Source organism: Segatella copri, from assembly GCF_009494395.1.
In the GTDB taxonomy this organism is placed as follows: domain Bacteria; phylum Bacteroidota; class Bacteroidia; order Bacteroidales; family Bacteroidaceae; genus Prevotella.
Genome location: NZ_VZCB01000013.1, coordinates 22,889 through 38,096 on the forward strand (window position 1 = coordinate 22,889; position 15,208 = coordinate 38,096).

Here is a 15,208-nt window from a genome sequence, read left to right on the forward strand (position 1 = left end):
TTGAATAAACTTTATTATCAATAAGTTTTGGTTGCAAAGTAACTATAAGTTATCTTACAACAATGTTCAAGTCGTAAAAAACAAGAAGCTATAACGTAAAAAAGTAGCCAACCTTTTTTAATAAGAGCTACAAATAGAGTTAAGATTTTCTTCATACGTTCGTTTATATTATTAAAGGTTTTCAATATCATTATCATTTCTGATATTGCAAAGGTAGCGTTTTTGTCGATAAATCAGGGTTCAAAGGGTAAAAATGCTAAACCATAGCGTAAAAAAATGACGTGTCATTCCGTAAAACGACACGTCAAATCATACAATCAGCTCATTATCAATCCATTTTCACTCCTCCTTTTTGGGAAGGTGAACACAGCGGAAAGCATTAGGAGTACAATGATGGCTTCCCTCAAAGACCCTTCGGAAAGTGGAGAGCGAATTGAAACCCGATTTCTCAGCTACCTCAACCAAGGAGTGTTGAGTGGTCAGCAAGAGCTCTTCGGCATGTTTGATTCTGAGATTATTCACATAATCATAGAATGTCAATCCATTTTCCTTATTGAAAAATCTACTGAGATAAGTACGGTTCGTTCCCACAAGCCGTGCCACATCCGACAACTTAAGACGTGGATTGAGGAACAGCTTTTCTTCGACAAACAATTTGTTGATAATCGCAGATATGTCTCCCTCCAATACCGGTTTACCTGTATCTCCATCACTTTGTGGTGCATCAGGCTCCTGCAACTCATCCAACACAGACTCATGCCTATACAGGAAGTAAGAGACTACCATCCACGCAACCAACGAACAGAGCATATAAGCATTGTCGAAATCTACATCAAACATATAGCAGCTCGCCGACCAAACTATGAGAATGATGAAGAAGCAAGTGAGAATGCCCCTGAGCCAATGGAGATTGACATTTTCCTGATAAGAGAAACGCTCCTTGAGCTGGCGCTGATAACGAGCAATATAGAAGAACATCAGCACATAAGTGACGGTTCCATAAACGGCACCGCAACCAGCAAGAACATCAAACCAACAAACCTTGCGAGTGAAAGCATACACGGCTAGAGGCAATATAAAGATTGCCTCATGCAAAATGCCTTTGCCCCAAGTAAGCCATCCTGGCTTCACCAACTCCATCAAGACGAACATGTAGAAAGGTATGATGACCATATCTATAGCATTCATCAGATACCAAATAGTCGATTGCGCACCAATGCCATCCACAAACAGCAACAAGTCCTTCAGGCATTCCATATCCAAGATAGCCATCAGACAAGTGATTAATCTAGAAAGCTTTTCCTTGTTTTTTCGATAGAACATCCAAACCATCATCGAATAGAACATCACGCACAATCCATAAATAAAGAAAGTAATATGCTCTGTCATTTTTTCATCTGAAACTTAAGTTTACCACCATTCAAAATATCCTTATGCGACAGTTTATAGCCCCAAAACGGTTTATCGTTCAAGCTCATCTTTTGGATATAGAAAGCATCCTTCGACACTCCATCCGCAGAAAGCACGAACTTTTTGCCGTTCTCCAGATTCAACGTCACCTTATCAAAGCTTGGCGTTCCGATATAATACTCTGGCGTAGCTGGACAAACCGGATAGAAACCGATGGAAGAGAAAACATACCATGCCGACATCTGACCCGCATCATCATTGCCAGACAATCCACCTGGCGTATCATTATACTCGGTATTCAGGATATGATGAACACGCTCCTGAGTCTTCTCCGGTGCACCAGCCGCATCATAGAGATAAGGTATCTGATGACATGGTTCGTTGCCATGCCAATACCATCCCTTGTCAAACATATCATCCAGACGGGTAACCACAGGATCATCGCCCTTAGCCGACTTGCTGTTGCGAATTACCTCAAACAGTCCTTCCGGATTCTGTGGCACATACCAGGTATAATGACAGGTAGCACCCTCGGTGATATAGCTCTTGCGATGAACCAGATCACGGTTGTTTTCCCACTTACCTTTCTCTGTTCTGCCATCAGCCCACCCCGTAGAAGGATTGATGACATTGCGCCAGTTTTCAGAACGGCGCATCAACAGCTGATAATCTTCCTGATACTTCTGACGTTGAGAAATATTCTGACAAGAATCCATCAAAGCCTTCGCCATCTGAGCCACGGCGAAATCATCATAGGCATACTCCAAAGTGCGGGATGTCTGTTCGTTGGTATGGAAAGCATCTGCCACCGGATTCTCCAGAGGAATATATCCGTTCTCAATATACGAGGTAATAGCACGTCGACCCTTGCCGTCTTTATAATCCTTGCTGTAATAAGGAGTGGAGAAGGCATTCTGTCGCATGCCGTCGTATGCCTTCTTTGCATCAAAGTTACGAATGCCCTTCACATAGGCATCAGCAAGAGCAGCACTCGCATGATCGCCAATCATCGCTGCCGTATAACTGTTCCAACATGGGAAGATAGGCATCCAGCCACCCTCCCGATACATCTGGACCAGTGACTGCATCATCTCGCCAGAGAGCTTCGGAGTGATGAGACTATAGAGCGGCAACTCTGCACGATAGATATCCCACATCGAGAAATCGCCATACTTCTTCAGGGCATTATATGGAGAATAGTTTCCATAAACAGAATAATCAACCTGAGTACCGGTAGAGAACTCCGGATAATCACCATTCACATCGCTGATTTCATGAGGCAGGAATGAAGAACGGTAAAGGGCACCATAGAACTGGTTCACCTTGGACTGATTCTTACTCTCCACATCAATGGTATGGAAACGCTCGCACCAGAACTCAGCAGCAAACTGCATCATACTGTTAAAGTCCAAGCCTCCGAACATATAGTTCTCGCCATTGAGATTTCCCAGTGCATTCTCACGGGAAGTGAAGGAAGAAGCCGACAGCCACTCCATCGACTTGCCTGCCTTGCCACGGAAGGTGAGCCAGGCACCAATACGAGCTTTGTCCTGCATCTTCAATCCCCTACTTATTCTGTTATCACCGTCAAAGACACCGTAATCCACAAGCTCATCTTCATCGTATGCCAGAACGAAATGACCGCTGAAACCAGCCGGCTCTCCCCATCCCTGATAAATGCGGTGAACAGGATTATAGCCATATACCACATGGTTGACGGTATCAATCTCTATATACCCCTGTCCCTCGTCACTGTTCGGATTGATGACCAGATGCACCAGCTCATCCTTGTCGGGCGTGACACGGAGGATGGAAGTATGACTCAATGCCGTGAGCTCTGCCTTGAGATGTTCCTGCTTGAGGTGAACGGCATAGTAATGAGGATGGGATATTTCTTCATCATGACTGAATGGCGTGGCACGCTGCTCTGGCTGAAGACGCAGGTTACCACCCAATGCAGCTACGGTAAAGGAACCGTAATCCTGCGTACAGCCTCCCACTATCCAATGGCTGTTGCGGAAGCCCTGCAAGTGGGTATCCTTATAATAATAAGGTGCAATACATTTCTGTTCGGTATCCTGTGTCTGCGGCGTCCAGAAGTTCTGTCCGTTCGGAACGAGGACAGCCGGAAGGGTTTGTCCATGTTCCTCGCTACCCTTGCCAAACATGCCGGCAGTCTGGGTATTCGCCTGTGCTGTACCCACCATCGTATTGAGGGCATTGAGCTGGCGGATATGCTCCAGATTGTGGATGCGTTCGTGCATCATCTGCTTCCATGTATTCCAGGAATAATAACAAGTACCGTATTCTACCTGAGCAAGACCACTCAGTTGGATATCCCGCTCATTGAGCATGAACTTGAAAAGGACCGAATCCTGAGCATTCTTATAAAATACCATCTGCAGGTTGGCAGCCATCGGAACCACACGGTCCATCCTGTCTACCCCATTACCCAAAACCACCTTTTCCTCATCCTCTCTGGCACTCTGCGGAAGAGAAGCCGTATCGAAAAGGAACGACAGGAGACGGTAAAGAGCCGTATCGTGACCAAAGCGAAGGGTTGCGGAAGAACGGGGAGAACGCAATGCTGCATCAGCCTCAGCCTCGATATTCTGCCAGAGCGAGATGGCACAGCGTGCCGGAATCGACTCGTTGGTCGGGTCGTTGCCATTATTGATGGTCATGCGACGGTTGTTGGCATCATAGATAGCCCGGAACTCCTCATCCGTAAACAGCGCATTCAATCGATCTTCTATGTCCTGCGGATAAGTAGGGAAATTCAAGCCTACATCCTGAATGGAAGAGGCTACCGTATGCATCTCGGTCATCAGCTTCAAGGGTTCATCTACTTGAGAGACATCCTTAAATAACTGAAGAAGGAAACGGCGAGGTGATACATGTGCCTGCACATGCGTACGATTCTCCAAAGCTTTTATTTCAGGAGAGACATACGCTATCCAAGCCATATCGGCAGAATCGGTCTTGACATCCAGATTCAAACCCGGCTGAAGGGTATGCAACTCCGAAGTAAAAGCCTGCATACTCCTGGCGCAACGATCCACCACGCTGGAGCGGGCCTTCACCGCATTGTCTGCAGCAAAGATCTGTGGATAACGCTCAAACATACGATGAGCGATGCCCTGATGCTGAAGAGCACCCAGCTTGCTCAGTTTTCCACCATTACCCTTGGCATTCTCCCATACACGCTGCAGCATTCCCTTCACCTGCAGACCCAGCGGAGTGAGATTACTCTCATCTTCAAAATGCTTGCAGATCCAGACATACCGGTCATCCTTCGGCATCCAACGGGAGCCATGGCGACCGTAATGGCTGATATAAAAGGGTGCATATCCCTGAGGAACATTCAGAGAATCAGACAGCACATAGGTAGCCGTACCAAAAGTTCCAGTTTTGGCAGAAGGACCTTCCGGGTAAGCATAATAGACGCCACCCATCTGCTGGCGAGTCTGAGCTTGCATGGATAGCACGCAAGCCAAAGAGATATATAATAATGTTACTTTTCTGTTCATATAATAATGAAACGGAGAATACTCCTTTTTATTGTTTTTCCAACCTCCAATCAATACCTAAAGGATTTCCTTCCATACGCAGCACCCAAGGGAGATTTCCAGTGGTGGCTATCTGCATCACGGTATCATCCTGTTCAGCCTTCACGGTGACGCTCTCTGCATCTTGCGAAACCTTACGCCATACTATCCCATTATAAACGAAAGAGCCTGTACCCAGAAGTTGCTGCAGGGCTTTCCGGGAGATAAACAGGAAGGTGCCATCCCGCATTCCATGATTGGAGCATTGGTTGCAAACATACAGGTTCTTTCCTTTCTGCGGACTATCCCAACAGAATCCGTCAGCCTCAGCCACGAGTTGACGAGGGATGAGATAGACCGACTGATTACATTTCAGCACAAGGGTATCAGGGATACTCACGGAATCTACACCCACTTCCCATTGACGATATTGACGATTAAGAATGAAGTGAGATATAAACTGCACAGGAATAGTTTTCCCGTATTTATCCACAAGTTGTTCACAAAGTGTGAATTTCTCTTTCTCCTTTATATTCAATGGTTTGGAAGCTTTATCAACAACCTTTTCCACAGCAGAAGAATGAGGGAACACAAGTTTTCCACCATTTATCAACACATCGTGAGTTATGAACATCTGCTTCCATTTCTCTCCTTCTCTCACCACCTTCAAGTTCTTTCCATTAGACAGATGGATGGTGTATTCCGGAACCATCGGTGAACCTACGATATAGAGATTCTGTCCGGCTATCGGATAGAATCCCAGCATATTGAAAATAAGCCAGGACGACATCGCTCCCCCATCATCATTACCCGGCAAACCACCAGGAGAATCATCATAGTTATCGTTCACAATCTGATGGATTCGCAGAACGCTCAAGTCAGGGCGCCCCACCCAATGATACAGGTAAGGAGTCATGAAGCTCGGTTCATTCGCCACATTGAAATGGCCATTGGCGAAGAAGGTATCAAGTCGTTTGATGAAAGCATCCTTGCCACCACAAGCCTCAATCAGTCCCGGCACATCGTGAGGAATACTGAGACTATACTCAGCCGACAAAGCCTCGTAGAAGAAGGTTGACCACCATGGAAGATACCAGGGCGCCACCTTGGTATCCGGATGATAAGGAATCACAGGATGATAGACCTTCGACTTGCCCCAAGGCACAGAGTCGAGCCATCTGCCATCCGCATCTCTCGGCATGATAAATCCCTTCATCCCCTGCCATTCATAATCAGAACGCCAGAGGTTGCGCCAGTTATGCGAACGCTTCATATACTTATCGTAGAGTTCCGGATAACCCAGTCCTTTTGCCACCTGGGCAATACACCAGTCATCATAGCTATACTCCACGGTACGATTGCCGGCACGGTCTATTCCATACGGAATATAGCCCAGCGTGTTATATTCCGTCAATCCACCTCTACCATGCTTTTCCTCAGGCACACTGCCCACAAAGCCATCATCATCCGTTGGCGGCACTTCGGCATCCTTGATCATCGCCTTCAGCGCCAGTTCATAATCGATACCCTTCATTCCTTTGGCAAAGGCATCGGCTATGACAATATCCGCATTGCTGCCACCCTGCGTTCTGCCGTTCCAGTTGCCGCTTCTGGCATCAGGCATATAACCGTCATGCTTGTAGATATTGAGCAGGGAATTGACCATATCACGCTGCTGGGGTTCCTCAATCAAGGTAAGCAAAGGCATGGAAGTACGGTAAGTATCCCAGATGGCATAGTAATCGTCGTAATAAGGCGTAGCTGAGAAATGAGGGTTTTCACCCGACTTATCCACAGGCATCAGCATCGTATGATAAAGGGCTGTATAAAACATCCGCTTCTGCTTTTCGGTTCCTGCGATTTCTATCTTTCCCAACTTTCCGTTCCAGGTTTTCCGCACATTCTTCAACTGGGCATCGAAGCCACAAGACGGGATATTCTTCCTTGCCTGGGCAACACTGATATGCGAAATACCAATCTTCAGATTGACGGTACTTTTCGAGAAGGCAACATCCAATCTTGTCTTTGATTCCTTCACCTTATTATATAGAGGTACTTCGCTATTAGATAAAGGGACACCGCTATTAGATAAAGGCGTATCGCAATTAGATAAAGGCACATCGCTCTGCAAATAGAAATATACGGTATAAGGGTCGCCATTGTTCCAGCCACCCCTTACAGTACTCCATCCTGAGACGGCATATTTTCCATCACAAGTAACATACGAATCCACATACTGCTGAGTTTCGCGCTTATCTGGAATCGTATCTATACCCAGGAAGGTAGCCACATCTATCAGGAGTTTTCCCTTCTGCTTTCTGCCATAATCCAATCGATAGAAGGCACAACGTTCTGAGGCGGTAATCTCCGTCCGGATTCCATTCTCAAAGGTACACGCATAATATCCCAAGGCAATCTTCTCATCCACCCGTTTCTGGATGATTTCCCCAGCATCAAAGAAAGGCTGAATCAGGATATTACCATACTTCTGTCCACCTCCCGTTCCACTGACATGCATCTGCGAGAATCCCTTGACAGGCTCAGGCATCGGCGCCCATCCTGCATTCGGCATAGACACGGCATCTGGTCCCGGCTTCGCCATCCCGTAAGGCATGCAAGGTCCGGGGAAAGTTCTACCCAATCCCTCACTTCCGATACGTGGATCCACGTATCGGGAATAATCTTGCGCCATTGTCATCAAGAAGCCAAAGGCAAAAAATATAACTAAGAATACGCTTCTCTTCATACGTTTTAATTAATAATTGCGCCAAAATCTTCAAATTTACCACATTTTGGCGCAGCTATAACGCCATTTGAATGCGATTCATCAAGACCTCCACATATCCATGACTCATCACCAATGCCTTGCTGGAAGTTTTCTTGGTTCCATCTTTCTTCGCAAAAGGGAAACAAACATTCAGCGACCATGTTTCGTTCACAGTATATGGGGGATGCTTGTCAAAATCCTCATCCAGCATGGCACTCCAAATACCATCATCAACTTTCGTCACCTCATAGTTTGGAACGACTATCGTCAGTTTGACCTGTTCATCTTTGATGTCGCAACGCACAAGAGGGCGAATATTGACACAATAAGAGGAATAACCACCCGAGTGATAAGCAATGCCAGGCAAATAACCCTTTGCCATGATAACCCCCAATTCCTTGTCTGCCATCTCTATCGATGAACTAGCATTGCTAAAGGTTTTCAGAAACCAATAATTCAAATCGACAAAGAGTTCATTTTTACTCTTGCCTTGCACCGAGATAGTTTTCTCAAACGTCAAAGCATTGTCCTTGTCCAACGTATCTTTTTCGCCTAGATAAAGCGCAATGTCTTTCCATCTTTTTCCATATTGATTAATCACGTAAGTCTCGACCTCTTTACGGCTCAATGTTTGAGCATCTACAGCTAGCAAGCCTGCCAAGCACAGTAATAACAACAATAGATTCCTTCTCATAATCAAACAGTTTTATCAAAATGAAATAAACTTCATCTAACAATTAGAAAAAGGGAGTGGCAGAATCCACCACTCCCCATTTATCATCATTCAATCGATCAATATCCAGGATTCTGCTCCCAACCATTCAAATTGATTGTGTTTTGTGGCACTGGGAAGATGCGATGACGCTTGTCGAAGTTTGCATCCGGGAAGTCCTTGTAATGAGGGAAGAACTCATCCTCATAATGACCGAAACGAATCATATCATTACGACGCCAGTTCTCATCAAAGAATTCACGACCACGCTCATCATAGATTTCCTGCAAGGTAGGTTCGTTAGCTATCGTTGGAGCACCTGCGTATGAACGAATCTGGTTGAAGAGAGCTTTTGCACCACTACTACCCTGACGAGTAAGAGCCTCAGCCTTCATAAGAAGTATGTCGGCATAACGGAAAATCGGCAAGTCATTAGACTGGTTACGACCATTATTATAATCGGCTGGAGTAGTAAACCATTTGATGGAGTGACAACCCTGCTGATAAGCATTGGCGTCATTGCCAACTTCAATGGTATTATCTTTCTTTGCAAGAGTGATGTCTTCCGTAAAATGTACCTGGTTGCCTTTATACATAAAAGGTTCAGTTGTAGGACGTAAAGTCTTTGGGTCACGAACATAGACATCACCACGAAGAATGCTGAGATTACGAATATCCCCATCCAGAGAAAACAATTTGGCAAACTCAGGAGTGACTACCATGTTACCACCAAACGACTGAGTAAACTTATCTGTTGAACCATAGACATTTGGCAACATTTTTTTCATATCCTTGAATGTACGAGGACGAGCATACTGCATACCCTGACGATTGATGGCATCATATGGTATTGCGTATATGAAGTCTTCCACCTTCCAGCCATTGTCGTATGAGAACTTATGAAGATAGTCAACAGAACCCAAATTGAACTTACCACTATTGATAATTTCATCGCAAGCAGCAATACAAGCATCCAACTTTGGATTTACAGCAGTTGCAGCATCATATTGGTCAACCGACTCCGCCGTATAAACAGGCCAGTTGATATATAGCTTGGCAAGAAGAGCCTCAGCCATCCATTTAGTAGGCTTGCCGTATGTATTTTCAGTAACATCATCCGTCAATGCAGGGATAATGTCTTTAAGCTCACTCTCAATCCACTCCGCAACTTCCTTACGTGGAGAACGAGGTACCACAGAACCTTCAGACTGAACTTGATCCAAAATCGGCGTATCACCATAATTATCCATCAAAATCCAGGTGTAATAAGCACGTATGGCACGAGCAGGCGCTTTCATCTGGGCAGAAGCTCCACTACCCAAATCCTCCAAGATGGTATTCGCCTTTGTAATACCAGCCGTCACATCATCATACCAACCGATAGATGCATCATTAGGAGAACTACAATGTAATGCTTGGTGAGCATAGGTACCACTGTCATAATAACCGCCAGCAAAAGCGAGTGAAGTAAACTCATCGGAAGCCAAGCATTGTGCCTCCATATAACGGCGGCCCAATGTTCCTGCAAGATGGTAATATACATCCGCCATTTTTGCCTCCACAACAATCATAGGATCAACTCCTGAGTTTTGACTAGGATCCTCAGTATATTGCGAGTTTGGACTCATGTCCAAATCCGTACAGCCGGTAAGTGTCATAGCTAACAATCCAGCTGAAATAAACAATCTATTTAGTTTCATATTCTGTAATCTGATTAAATGTTATTACTTAACAGTCACAATAGCGATACGGTTAGCATGATTGGTATCCGCACCCTTGGCGATAATACGAGTCACATTCACACCCTTATTCTGTAGATACTTAGCTACTGCATCTGCACGTTTCTGAGACAACTGCTGATTTACAGAAGACTTGCCTTCAGGAGAAGCGTATGCTACAATCTCGACATTAGAGCCACTCTTGATGCCATCAAGTTCTGAAGTATTACCAATCTCTGCAGAATTTACAGGGAATGTCACAACGTATGTGCTCTGTACGAAAGTTGTCTTTCCTGGAACCTCCTTAACCACTTCCTTGATTACTGGTACTTCCTTGATTACCTCTCGGTCGATATACTGTGGCGTAGCCTTTTTCTTCTTGCTTCCACCGAAATTAATCTTAACACCCACCATGAAGGTACGTGTATGTGGATAACGGCTCCAACGATAATCGATACCCGGATCAATGCCACCCATATTCACCTCAGGATCAAGTCCCTTATAGTTAGTGATCGTAAAGAGGTTATTGGCTGTGCCATAAAGAGTCAAATCCTGAATCCAGTCATTAAAGCAATTACGGAATGTGTAACTCAAAGAGAGCGTCTGAAGACGAACGTAAGATCCTTTCTCTATATAACGGTCCGAAGGAAGTGAGCCTGAAGCATCGCCAACAGGATTAGAAAGGAATTCTTTCAATACGTTCTTACCATCTGAGAACATTTGAGCAGCCGTATAGTGAGCGCGAGCACTATTATAAACGTCATTACCGAACACACCTGTGATAAATGCGTTCAGACTCCAGTTCTTATAAGTAAGCGTATTATTCCAACCTGCATTGAGCTTAGGTTGCGCACAACCAGTTATAGAACGGTCTTTCAAACTTGGATTATTGGTAGTTTCGCCTGTACGATTACCATTTTCATCAAGAACGTAGTACTCTGAGCGTCCATTTACAATTCCTGCATACTGATACGTATAGAATGTACCAATAGGTTCGCCCTCCATAATTCTCTGTGTCCAACCATCAGCAGAAACACCAGCTACCATTGGATCACCCTGGGTGAGATTAGTAGTATGGAATGTCTCATTCTGCATCTTATCGACAGTATTCTTGTTATGAGAGAGGTTGAGGGTAGTACTCCACATGAAATTCTTGGTACGAACAGGCACCGCATTCAATGTGAACTCAATACCCTTATTGGTCATCTCACCCACATTGGCATCCATCCAACTATATATGTACTGAGTTGTAGAAACAGGATAGCTCCAAATCAAGTCCTTGGTCTTCTTATGATAAACTTCTACAGTACCATTCAGACGTCCCTTCAAGAATGCGAAGTCGAGACCAATGTTCAACATACCTGTTGACTCCCACTTCAAATCAGGGTTTGCATTCTTGGTTGCACCGTATGTGCGATAAGTCTTACCGTCATATACGAATGTACCAGAAGCACCATACGTATTATAAGAAGAATACACATCAAAGCCCATGGCATTACCAGAAATACCATATCCCGCACGAAGTTTCAAGTTATCGAAGATATGCTGGTTCTGCATAAACTTCTCCTCAGTGATATTCCAGGCAGCAGATACAGAAGGGAAAGTTCCCCAACGATTGTTCTTGCCGAATACCGAAGAACCGTCACGACGAATGGTTGCCTGAAGCATATAACGACTGTCAAAAGAGTAGTTCACACGACCGTAGAAAGAGATGTTACGTACTTTCTCCAAATAGCCGCTCTGAACGGAGTTCTGAACACCCAAGATGGTTTGTGCGTATGACATATTATACCATCCAAGATCATCATTATAGTAACCTTCAACACTGAGACCGAATCCATCGTTATTCTTCTTTTCTTCCCAAGAATAACCACCCATCAAGCCCCACTTGCTCTTTCCGACCTTGAAATCGTAGTTGAGATAAGTCTCAAAAGTCTGTTCACGACCAAAATAAGTATTACGGGTAGCCTGACCATTCTTGTTGCCTATACCCTCCAACTGAGAGTTACGGGTATTATAGGCACTATAAGTACTTTGATAATTACTCCAAGAATAGTTGACACTCCAAACGAATCCCTTCCAAAGTTCGAGGGCGGTCTTACCAACAAACTGGTTACGTTTCCATACAGTCTCAGACTTATTTTCCTCCATCAATGCAAGAGGGTTATAGTTCTTGGAACCAGAGCCTACTGTCCATGTTCCATCCGCATTTTTGATGGCATTTGTAGGAGAATAGTAGTTCATGGCATCAAGCACAGATGCACCCTCATTGCCAGATGGTACGCCAAAATGTTTGCCATACATCATATTCGCACCAAGAGAAACCGTAAGGTGGTCTTTCAATGTCTTGGTTGACACAAGAGAACGGACATTGAAACGGTCAAAGCCTGTCATCTTGATGACACCCTCACGCTTTCTAAGATCGGCACTAATCATATAATTAGTAGAACCATTTCCACCACTAATGTTTACATTATGATTATGACTTATACCAGTACGAAGCACCTCGTCTTGCCAATCCGTATTGGCGCCACCATCCTTGAGAGTTATATTGTTGTCCTTTGCATACTGACGCAAGTCGTCAGCTGTACACACATCATATTTCTTCAGGATATTGTCAAAAGCTACATAGCCATTGTAAGAGACATTGGTTTTCTCCTCAGCACCCTTCTTGGTAGTAATGATGATTACACCATTGGCAGCCTTGGAACCATAGATGGCCGTAGCTGTAGCATCACGAAGCACGTCAATAGACTCGATATCTTCTGGAGACACAATAGAAATATCAACTCCAGGGATTCCATCCACTACATAGTAAGGTGACATGGCACCTGTACGGAGAGTAGAAGCACCACGAAGTGTAATGGTAGGAGAACCGTTAGGATCGGCAGTAGAAGAAACCACCAAACCCGGAACCTTTCCCTGAAGCATCTGACCTGGGTCTGTAAACACACCTTGGTTCAAATCTTCAGCCTTCACGGTAGTAATTGAAGAGGTAACATCCTTACGGCGCATCGTACCATAACCTACCACAACCACCTCGTTGAGGGCAGTGTTATCTTCATCCAACACTATCTGACTATTGCCACTTGCCTTAATGGTCTTTGACGTAAATCCAATGTAAGAGAGCTTCAACTTTGCTCCCGGCTTCACATTCAAGGTATAGTTACCATTTATATCGGTAACCGCACCATTGTTAGTACCTACCTCCATGACACTTACGCCTATGAGAGGTTCGCCATTGGCATCTTTCACGGTGCCGCTGACCTTACTTTGTGCAAATGTGAGTGTACTCACCAGCAGAAGGGCGGAAGAAAGCAATACTCTTTTCATGATTCTTCCATTTGTCTTTTGTACTATTTGCATAACTTATTAGATTTTGTTATTAATAATCGGATACAAAGGTAGTACTACCTTATTACACCTGTTTAAGATTTTAGTTTCAATTCTATGAAAAGATTGTTTTTCTAGTCATCTATACCGAAAGTCTTTCCTCCATAGTTTACTTTCGGTCCAACCTGTACTCTCAGATCATCAATCTCTACATCCCTGGCATTCTCCATATAGACTCCATATACCTTATTATATATAAAGCCCTCGCCACGACATGGGCGCTTGTCATACACGCCGCCATCATAGCCTGTCAGTTTCTTCAAGTTGAGATGTACATTGCTAAGATAGATATTGTTCACTTTATCCCGGGTATCTCCGCCGATAAAGCATCCGTTTTCTGAAGTGGCATAAATATGATTGAAGTAGATATGACTCACCTCGCCACATCTTCCTACAGTCTGACCTTTAGGGAATCGCCAGTTGGCATCCTTGTGATTTCCATTGGCACGAGGGTAAGAAGTAACGTAAATAGGTTCTGCCTTGCCCCACCATACATCGCTCCACAGCTGGCAATCCAGAATGATGTTAGAGAAAACCACATTGCTCACGGTTCCTTCATCACGGTTCTGAATACCGAGACCACGGTTGCTACCCTTGATCACGCAATTGTCGATAACCACATTATAGATGGAATCCATATTCTCGCTGCCAATCTTCACGGTACAGCTGCGACTCTCCATCACACAATTCGTTACAACGATATCGTGGCAAGAACCATATTCTTCAAACTCACGACGGTTCTTCAGGCAGATAGCATCATCGCCACTGGTGATATGACAGTTGGCAATGCGCACATTCTTGCTATGATCGATATCAATGCCATCACCATTACGGATCTTGAGATTGTTGAGCAGATTGATGCCGTCAATTACTGCCCCATCGCAACCGATGAGATGCACCGTCCAGTAAGCACCTTCCCGAATGGTAATATCACGGATATTGAGATTCCTGACTCCCATCAGGGTAAGCACGTGCGGACGGGGATCGAAGGTAGTGACCGGTTTGAGTTCGTAACTATCAAAAAGTTCAGCCCCCATAAACTTGATACCATTGCCATGAATCGTACCATGACCAGAGAACGAAAGATTCTCCACATCCTTCGCCCATATCCACATCATACCCTCCCCCTCGTTCTTGCCGAAGGCGCTGAGATGATAGATACTCTCATCGGGATTGGCTTTCCAGACGGAATTGGTTTCAAGAACGATGTTCACGTTTGATTTCAACTGTACGGGTCCTGAAAGAAATGTATGATTGGCGGAAAAGACCACATCTCCCCCTCCGGCATTCGTACAGGCATCCACAGCCTTCTGAATGGCGATTGCGTCATCACTGATTCCGTTACCTCGAGCACCGAAATCCATCACATTGAAACTACGACCATAGAGAATACAGGGTATGGCCAACAGAATCAATAAGTTCATAGTTAATTTATTTACCATAGGCTTAAAGATTAGTTGCTGCAAAAAAAAAAAAAAAATTAAGAACTGCAAGTTTTAAGCAAGAAAAATGCAAAATATCTCAAAAATACGTTTTATTCCCTCCTTCTCAAAACCGCAAAATGCATAATATGCATATTTATTCTGCATATTTCATGCATAAATACAATAATAAACAACAAATTATCGTTAATTATGCAAATTTCATTCATATTTTCTTG

General features: G+C 44.4%; 7 protein-coding genes. All 7 read right to left on the minus strand.

Annotated features, from left to right (window positions below; genetic code table 11):
* Positions 1-339: 339 nt before the first annotated feature.
* Complete coding sequence (locus tag F7D73_RS01420) at positions 340-1,389, minus strand: helix-turn-helix transcriptional regulator (RefSeq protein WP_153121958.1); 1,050 nt, start codon at positions 1,387-1,389, stop codon at positions 340-342.
* A complete protein-coding gene (locus F7D73_RS01425; RefSeq protein WP_153121959.1) occupies positions 1,386-4,940 on the minus strand; it encodes a GH92 family glycosyl hydrolase in 3,555 nt (1,184 codons plus the stop codon). Before F7D73_RS01425 ends, F7D73_RS01420 begins: the two co-directional genes overlap by 4 nt.
* 28 nt (positions 4,941-4,968) lie before the next feature.
* Entirely contained in the window at positions 4,969-7,704 is a 2,736-nt protein-coding gene (locus F7D73_RS01430; RefSeq protein WP_228117595.1) for a GH92 family glycosyl hydrolase, read from the minus strand.
* 55 nt (positions 7,705-7,759) lie between these two features.
* Positions 7,760-8,419, minus strand: coding sequence for a DUF4468 domain-containing protein (locus F7D73_RS01435; RefSeq protein WP_153121960.1), 660 nt, complete (start codon positions 8,417-8,419; stop codon positions 7,760-7,762).
* A 98-nt stretch (positions 8,420-8,517) separates the two neighbouring features.
* Entirely contained in the window at positions 8,518-10,137 is a 1,620-nt protein-coding gene (locus F7D73_RS01440; protein WP_153121961.1) for a RagB/SusD family nutrient uptake outer membrane protein, read from the minus strand.
* 24 nt (positions 10,138-10,161) lie between these two features.
* Positions 10,162-13,521, minus strand: a complete 3,360-nt coding sequence (locus F7D73_RS01445; RefSeq protein ID WP_153121962.1) for a SusC/RagA family TonB-linked outer membrane protein — start codon at positions 13,519-13,521, stop codon at positions 10,162-10,164.
* 101 nt (positions 13,522-13,622) lie between these two features.
* Positions 13,623-14,972 (minus strand): glycoside hydrolase family 28 protein, encoded by a 1,350-nt coding sequence (locus F7D73_RS01450; protein ID WP_228117596.1) that lies wholly within the window; start codon positions 14,970-14,972, stop codon positions 13,623-13,625.
* Positions 14,973-15,208: the final 236 nt, after the last annotated feature.